5 protein-coding genes are annotated in these 6,150 nt (G+C 63.4%); 4 read left to right on the top strand and 1 reads right to left on the bottom strand.

The window, feature by feature from the left end; translation table 11 throughout:
• Nucleotides 1-209: 209 nt before the first annotated feature.
• Nucleotides 210-1,793, bottom strand: coding sequence for a phosphoenolpyruvate carboxykinase (locus tag Y88_RS15350; RefSeq protein WP_408637197.1), 1,584 nt, complete (start codon nucleotides 1,791-1,793; stop codon nucleotides 210-212).
• A gap of 427 nt (nucleotides 1,794-2,220) precedes the next feature.
• Here Y88_RS15350 and Y88_RS15345 point away from each other — a divergent pair, with 427 nt between their 5' ends.
• The 4 genes from Y88_RS15345 to rapZ all read left to right on the top strand — a co-directional run bounded on the left by Y88_RS15345 (nucleotide 2,221) and on the right by rapZ (nucleotide 6,103).
• Nucleotides 2,221-3,027 (top strand): response regulator transcription factor, encoded by an 807-nt coding sequence (locus Y88_RS15345; protein ID WP_008070867.1) that lies wholly within the window; start codon nucleotides 2,221-2,223, stop codon nucleotides 3,025-3,027.
• Nucleotides 3,028-3,055: 28 nt separating this feature from the next.
• Nucleotides 3,056-4,624, top strand: coding sequence for a sensor histidine kinase (locus Y88_RS15340; RefSeq protein ID WP_026167071.1), 1,569 nt, complete (start codon nucleotides 3,056-3,058; stop codon nucleotides 4,622-4,624).
• A complete protein-coding gene (locus Y88_RS15335) occupies nucleotides 4,621-5,049 on the top strand; it encodes an HPr kinase/phosphorylase (RefSeq protein WP_008070863.1) in 429 nt (142 codons plus the stop codon). The genes Y88_RS15340 and Y88_RS15335 overlap by 4 nt, the downstream gene beginning before the upstream one ends.
• Nucleotides 5,050-5,122: 73 nt before the next feature.
• Nucleotides 5,123-6,103, top strand: coding sequence for an RNase adapter RapZ (gene rapZ / locus Y88_RS15330; protein ID WP_008070861.1), 981 nt, complete (start codon nucleotides 5,123-5,125; stop codon nucleotides 6,101-6,103).
• The last annotated feature ends 47 nt before the right edge of the window (nucleotides 6,104-6,150 follow it).

The raw sequence follows: 6,150 nt of genomic DNA, 5'->3' as shown, positions 1-6,150 counted from the left end.
AGTTGGCATGCGATTCCCCCGAACCCAAAGTTACCCATCAGGTAACTACGTATTTCGCGGGGAAAGGGGGGGCAACGAGACCTCGCTCCATTGTGGCAAGATCGAAAAATCAGCGGTCCGAAGGGGGGCTTGAACGAAATGCGCCGCCCCTTGTGGGGGCGGCGCATGTTTCCGTTCCATCAGGCCCTTGGGCTGGATGGACAGTGCGATCAGGCAGTGACCGGCGCTGCCTGACGGACGCTTTCGTCGACGTGATCGGCAAACTGCTCGAAGTTGTCGATGAACTTGCGCACCAGTTCCTGTGCGGTCTTGTCGTATTCGTCGGCATCGGCCCAGGCGCCGCGCGGATCGAGCAGCTTGGTCTCGACGCCCGCAACCGCGACCGGAACTTCGAAGCCGAAGTACGGGTCTTCACGGAATTCGGCTTCGTTCAGGCTGCCGTCGAGCGCAGCGTTGAGGAGCGCACGCGTCGCCTTGATCGGCATGCGCTTGATGCCTTCCTGCGTGGCCTTGCCGCCCGACCAGCCGGTGTTGACCAGCCAGCACTTCACGCCGCCCTTGTTGATGCGTTCCTTGAGCAGGTTGCCGTAGATCGACGGGTGGCGCGGCATGAACGGTGCGCCAAAGCAGGTCGAGAACGTCGCTTCGGGTTCGGTCACGCCGATTTCGGTGCCCGCAACGCGCGCGGTATAGCCCGACAGGAAGTGATACATCGCCTGTTCCGGCGTCAGGCGTGCGATCGGAGGCAGCACGCCATAAGCGTCGGCAGTCAGGAAAATGATGTTCTGCGGAACCGGGCCGAGGTTGTCCTCGCTCGCGTTCGGAATGAAGTCGATCGGATAGGAACCGCGGCTGTTTTCAGCCAGGCTGTGGTCGTCAAGGTCGATTTCGCGCGTGGCGAGGTCGATCACGACGTTTTCGAGCACGGTGCCGAAACGCTTGGTCGTGGCAAAGATTTCCGGTTCGGCTTCGGCCGAGAGACGGATCATCTTGGCATAGCAACCGCCTTCGAAGTTGAACACGGCGGTGTCCGACCAGCCATGTTCGTCGTCACCGATCAGCGTGCGGCTGGCGTCGGCCGACAGCGTGGTCTTGCCGGTGCCCGACAGGCCGAAGAACACGGCAGTGTCGCCGTCGGGGCCGATGTTGGCCGAGCAGTGCATGGGCATCACGCCCTTGACCGGCAGCAGGTAGTTGAGAATGCCGAAAACCGACTTCTTCATTTCGCCGGCATAGGCGGTGCCGCCGATGAGGATCAGCTTTTCCGACAGGTTGACCGCAACCACGGTTTCGCTGCGGCAGCCGTGGCGTTCCGGATCTGCGCGGAAGCTGGGCAGGTCGATGATCGTGTATTCGGGCACGAAATCGGCGAGTTCTTCGGCGGTCGGACGCACCAGCAGGGTGCGGATGAAGAGGTTGTGCCAGGCCAGTTCGTTGATCACGCGCACCTTGACGCGGTGTTCGGGCTGGCTGCCGCCGAACAGATCGGCGACGTAGAGCTTGTCCTTCTCGCCCAGCGCCTTGATGAAATCGGCCTTGAGAGCGGCGAAATGTTCCGGGGTCATCGGAACGTTGGTCTTGCCCCACCACACGGTGTTTTCGGTTTCGGCATCACGGACGATGAACTTGTCCTTGGCCGAACGACCGGTGTGCTTGCCGGTGGCGACGACGAACGGGCCGTCCTTGGACAACACACCTTCACCGTTGTGGACGGCGTGTTCGACCAGCGGCGCCGTGCCGAGATTGGCAAAGAGGTGTGCCGGCTCAGGGAATCCCTGCTGCGAAAGCGACACGTTCAGGCTGGTTCCGGACACTGCAATCCTCCCACTGGGCGGCTGTTGATCATGCCGCGCAAGTTTGGTTCGACGATTTGACTTCCAAGTTTTGAATACGAATGCACAGACTCGTTGGACTGCGCATAGTGTGCCAAAATTGCTGCGTCAAACCAGAGGTGACAAACAAGATTTTTGCGCGGACGATTGCAAAATGTGCAACTTTGCTGCGCGCACGATGTCGTCGGGCGCCTGGTTGCCACGATCGGCGAGAGCGTCTAGGCGATGAGAGGATACGTGCTCCGAGCCCGGTTTGGAACCGGACCGCGCGGTGCCGAGAGGGAGGGCAGGGGAATATGCCGATATTTCCGACCCTTTGGGATTTTGCAACCGGCCGTGCGGCGCTTGCAGTCGTCGGGCGGCATGATGGCCGATCAGTGACGCGAGCATGACGACGAAGTCCGAGGGGGGCGATCCCGACCACAACGCAGACCGCAGCACACAGGCATCGCCATCGCTGCCCGAAGTGCCGCGTGCGACCAAAGTCATTGCACTGGTCGATGACGACCGTAACATCCTGACGACGGTTTCCATCGCGCTGCAGGCCGAGGGCTTTGCCACGCGGGTCTATTACGACGGCGCCGCCGCGCTCAAGGCGATCGGGGAAAATCCGCCCGATCTTGCCGTCTTCGACATCAAGATGCCGCGCATGGACGGCCTCGAATTGCTGGGCAAACTGCGCGAGAAAAGCGACCTTCCGGTCATTTTCCTGACCAGCAAGGCGGACGAGGCGGATGAGGCGCTCGGGTTGTCGCTGGGGGCGGACGACTACATCACCAAGCCGTTCAGCCAGCGTTTGCTGATCGCGCGGATCCGCGCGATCCTGCGGCGGAGCGAAGTGGCCCTGCGCGGCGCGTCCGAACCCGAAGGCGAACCGGTCGAAGCCTTGCCCGAACCGATCCGCCGCGGACGCCTGAGCATGGACCCGGCCCGGCATCAGGTCGAATGGTCGGGCCAGCCGGTCTCGCTGACCGTCACGGAATTCCTGATCCTCGAAGCTCTTGCGATGCGTCCGGGCGTCGTGCGCACGCGCGGGCAACTGATGGATGCGGCCTATCAGGACGATGTTTTCGTCGATGACCGCACCATCGACAGTCATATCAAGCGTTTGCGGCGCAAGTTCCGCGTGGTCGACCCGCAGTTCGGCGCGATCGAGACGCTTTATGGTGCCGGGTACAGCTTTGGCGATCCCTGAGAGCGAACCCGTGTCGGGAAACGGGCCGATGTCCTCAGGGCGCAGGCGGCCGACGCGCCGTTTGTGGCGCACGCGCGGGGTGTCGCTGACCACGCGCATTCTGGTCGTCAACGTGATCGCGCTTGCCCTTCTCGCAGGCGGCTTTTTTTACCTCGACTCCTACCGGACCCAGTTGATCAACGAACGCTTTCGCCTGGCGCGGGCAGAGGCGGAAATCGCGGCTGCCGCTCTGTCCCATGCGCGGGGCGACGAGCGGCGGCAACTGATGGCCGAAATCGGCACCACGCAAGTCCTGCGCCTGACGCTCTATGATCCCCACGGTGGGCTGATCGAGGACAGCTTTCGCCTTGCTCCGCCTTCGTTTGCTTTTGTCGATCCGGCAACCGAACCCTGGTATCAGAAAGTGGCGCGCGAGCTTGATCGCGGGGTCGATTTCATCGTCGGGGCACCTGCTGTCGAACGGTATCGCGAACCGCCGCTGACCGGCGCGGGTAATTGGCCCGAAATCGCCCGGGCGCGTCAGTCGGGGCGGACCGAAGTCTTTCTGCGCTATGCGCCCGATCGCACGCCGGTCATCACCGCCGCGACGCCGGTCGGGACGCGGGGCGACATGCTGCTCTCGATGCGCAACGCACTCGATGTGACACAGGCCGTGCGCGACGCCCGCCAGACGCTGGTCATCATCATCGGTCTGGCGATGCTGTTGTCGGTGCAATTGTCGCTGTTCCTTGCCCGCACGATCGTGCAGCCCTTGCGCGCGCTGGTCCGGGCGGCGGTGCGCGTCCGGCTCGGGCGCGAGCGGGCGGTAGTGGTGCCGCGCCTGCCCGATCGCGGTGACGAGATCGGCCTGCTTGCCCGCGCGTTTTCCGACATGACCGAAGCTTTGCGGCAGCAGATCGACGCGGTCGAAAGCTTTGCCGCAGACGTGTCGCACGAGTTGAAGAACCCGCTGGCTTCGCTCGCCAGTGCCGTGGAAGCGATGGACAAGGTCGAAGACCCGGCCTTGCGTCGTCAGCTGTCGGCCATCGCAACCCACGACGTGCAGCGGCTCGATCGCCTGATCACCGAAATTGCCGAAGCGAGCCGGATTGATGCCGCGCTCAGCCGGGCGACGTTTGCCCTGCTGGACCTGGCCCTGTTGGCGGCGCAGGTCGTGGGCGCGCGCGGGGTCCGGCCGGGGCAGACCGACTGCCCGATCCGTTTCCGCCGGGGTGAGGGCGATACCCATGTCGCCGGGGACGCCCTGCAACTCGAACGCGTGCTCGACAACCTGCTCGACAATGCGGTCTCGTTTTCCCCGTCGGGCGGGGAAGTGGAAGTGCGCGTCTGGGCCGAACATGGTCGGGTGCTGCTTTCGGTCAGCGACGAGGGCCCCGGAATTGCTCCGGACGAGCGGGAAAAGGTGTTCGAGCGGTTCCATTCGGTGCGCCCGGATGAGGAAGCCTTCGGTGCCCATAGCGGCCTTGGCCTTGCCATCGCGCGCAGCATTGCCGAGGCGCACGACGGGACTTTGGTGATCGTCGACAAGGCCGATGGCAGCGGGGGGGCTTGTCTTGTGCTGTCCTTGCCCTCGGCCAATGACGAGGACGACGAATGAAGGCCCGCGCCCATCAGGCGACGGCGGTTGCGATCGGCGGGCGGGCGATCCTGATCGAAGGGGCGCCCGGGGTCGGCAAGTCGAGCCTTGCCCTTGCCTTGATCGATCGGGGCGCGCGTCTTGTCGGCGACGATGGCGTGCTGCTTGCGGCAGAGGATGGGCGCTTGCTCGCTCGCCCGCATCCCGCGATCGCGGGGCTGATCGAGGTTCGCAATCTGGGGCTTCTGCCCATGCCGGTGGTCGGCGACGTGCCGGTCGCTCTTGTCGTCCTGCTCGATCACGGGGCGCCGCGCCATGTCGAGGCGGCCGAGAGGGTCGAGCGGGGCGGCGTGCCTCTTCCGGCTTTGCGCCTTTGGCCTGACAGTCCGGTTCTGGCCTTGCGGACCGAGCTTGCCCTTCAGCATTACGGCCTCCCGGTGGCATGATCGGGAAAACGTCTGCGGTCTTCTCTTTCAATCCGGCCTTTCAATCCGTCGCGGTGTGGCGCACAGAGGGGCAATGGGTGACGAATCGTCCACTTTGTCCGAGGCAGGAACCGCCGAATGCGGTTCAGGTAAAGGCTCGGGACCGCAACGTATTCTGCTGGTGACCGGGGTTCTGGGTGCAGGCAAGACCACGGCCATGCGTGCGCTTGAGGATCTGGGCTGGGAAGCCATCGACAACTTCCCGATCCGCCTGCTCGACCGTCTGCTGGAAACCGGTCCGGGCACTGCCCGCCTCGATGATGGCGCGCCTCTGGCAATCGGTTTCGATACCCGCACGCGCGGCTTTGATCCGCAGACGACGATCGCGCGGGTCAAGTCCTTGCTGGAGCGTTCGGACCTGTCGATCACCACGCTCTTCCTCGATTGCAGCGGGGCCGAGCTCGAACGCCGCTATAATGAGACCCGCCGTCGCCATCCGATGAGCGAGGACAAGCCCGCGCTCAACGGCATCGTGGCTGAGCGGGAATTGCTCGAGCCCTTGCGGCGTTGGGCTGATGTGGTGATCTCGACCAGCGACTACACCACCAACGATCTTCAACAGGCGATCCGCGCGCATTTCAGCCAGACGACGCCGCCCCATTCGACGATCACGATCAACAGTTTCGGTTTTTCCCGCGGGACGCCGCCGCTGGCCGATCTCGTTTTCGACATGCGATTTCTTGCCAATCCCTATTGGGTGGAAGAGTTGCGGCCGCAGACCGGACTGGATGCCCCGGTGGGGGACTATATCCGCCGCGATCCGGCCTTTGAGGAAGCATTTGCGCGGATTCGCGACCTGCTCCTGCTGCTGCTTCCCCGCTTTGAAGCGCAAGGCAAGGCCTATGTGAACATAGCTTTCGGGTGTACCGGAGGGAAACACCGTTCGGTATTCATGGCCGAACAGATCGCTTCCGCCTTGCGCGAAGCGGGATTTTCACCCACATTGTTGCATCGCAACCTTGCTTCGCGCGCAGCCGATTTGCTGGAGCGGAGCGGGAAGCGGGGATCGCAGTAAAACCGGTTTTTCCGGTCATTCAGGTTATAAAATAAAATGTTTTCCGG

This window comes from Novosphingobium nitrogenifigens DSM 19370, from assembly GCF_000192575.1.
Classification (GTDB): domain Bacteria; phylum Pseudomonadota; class Alphaproteobacteria; order Sphingomonadales; family Sphingomonadaceae; genus Novosphingobium; species Novosphingobium nitrogenifigens.
The sequence above is the reverse complement of the archived record's forward strand: the minus strand, read 5'-3'. Positions and strand labels throughout refer to the sequence as shown.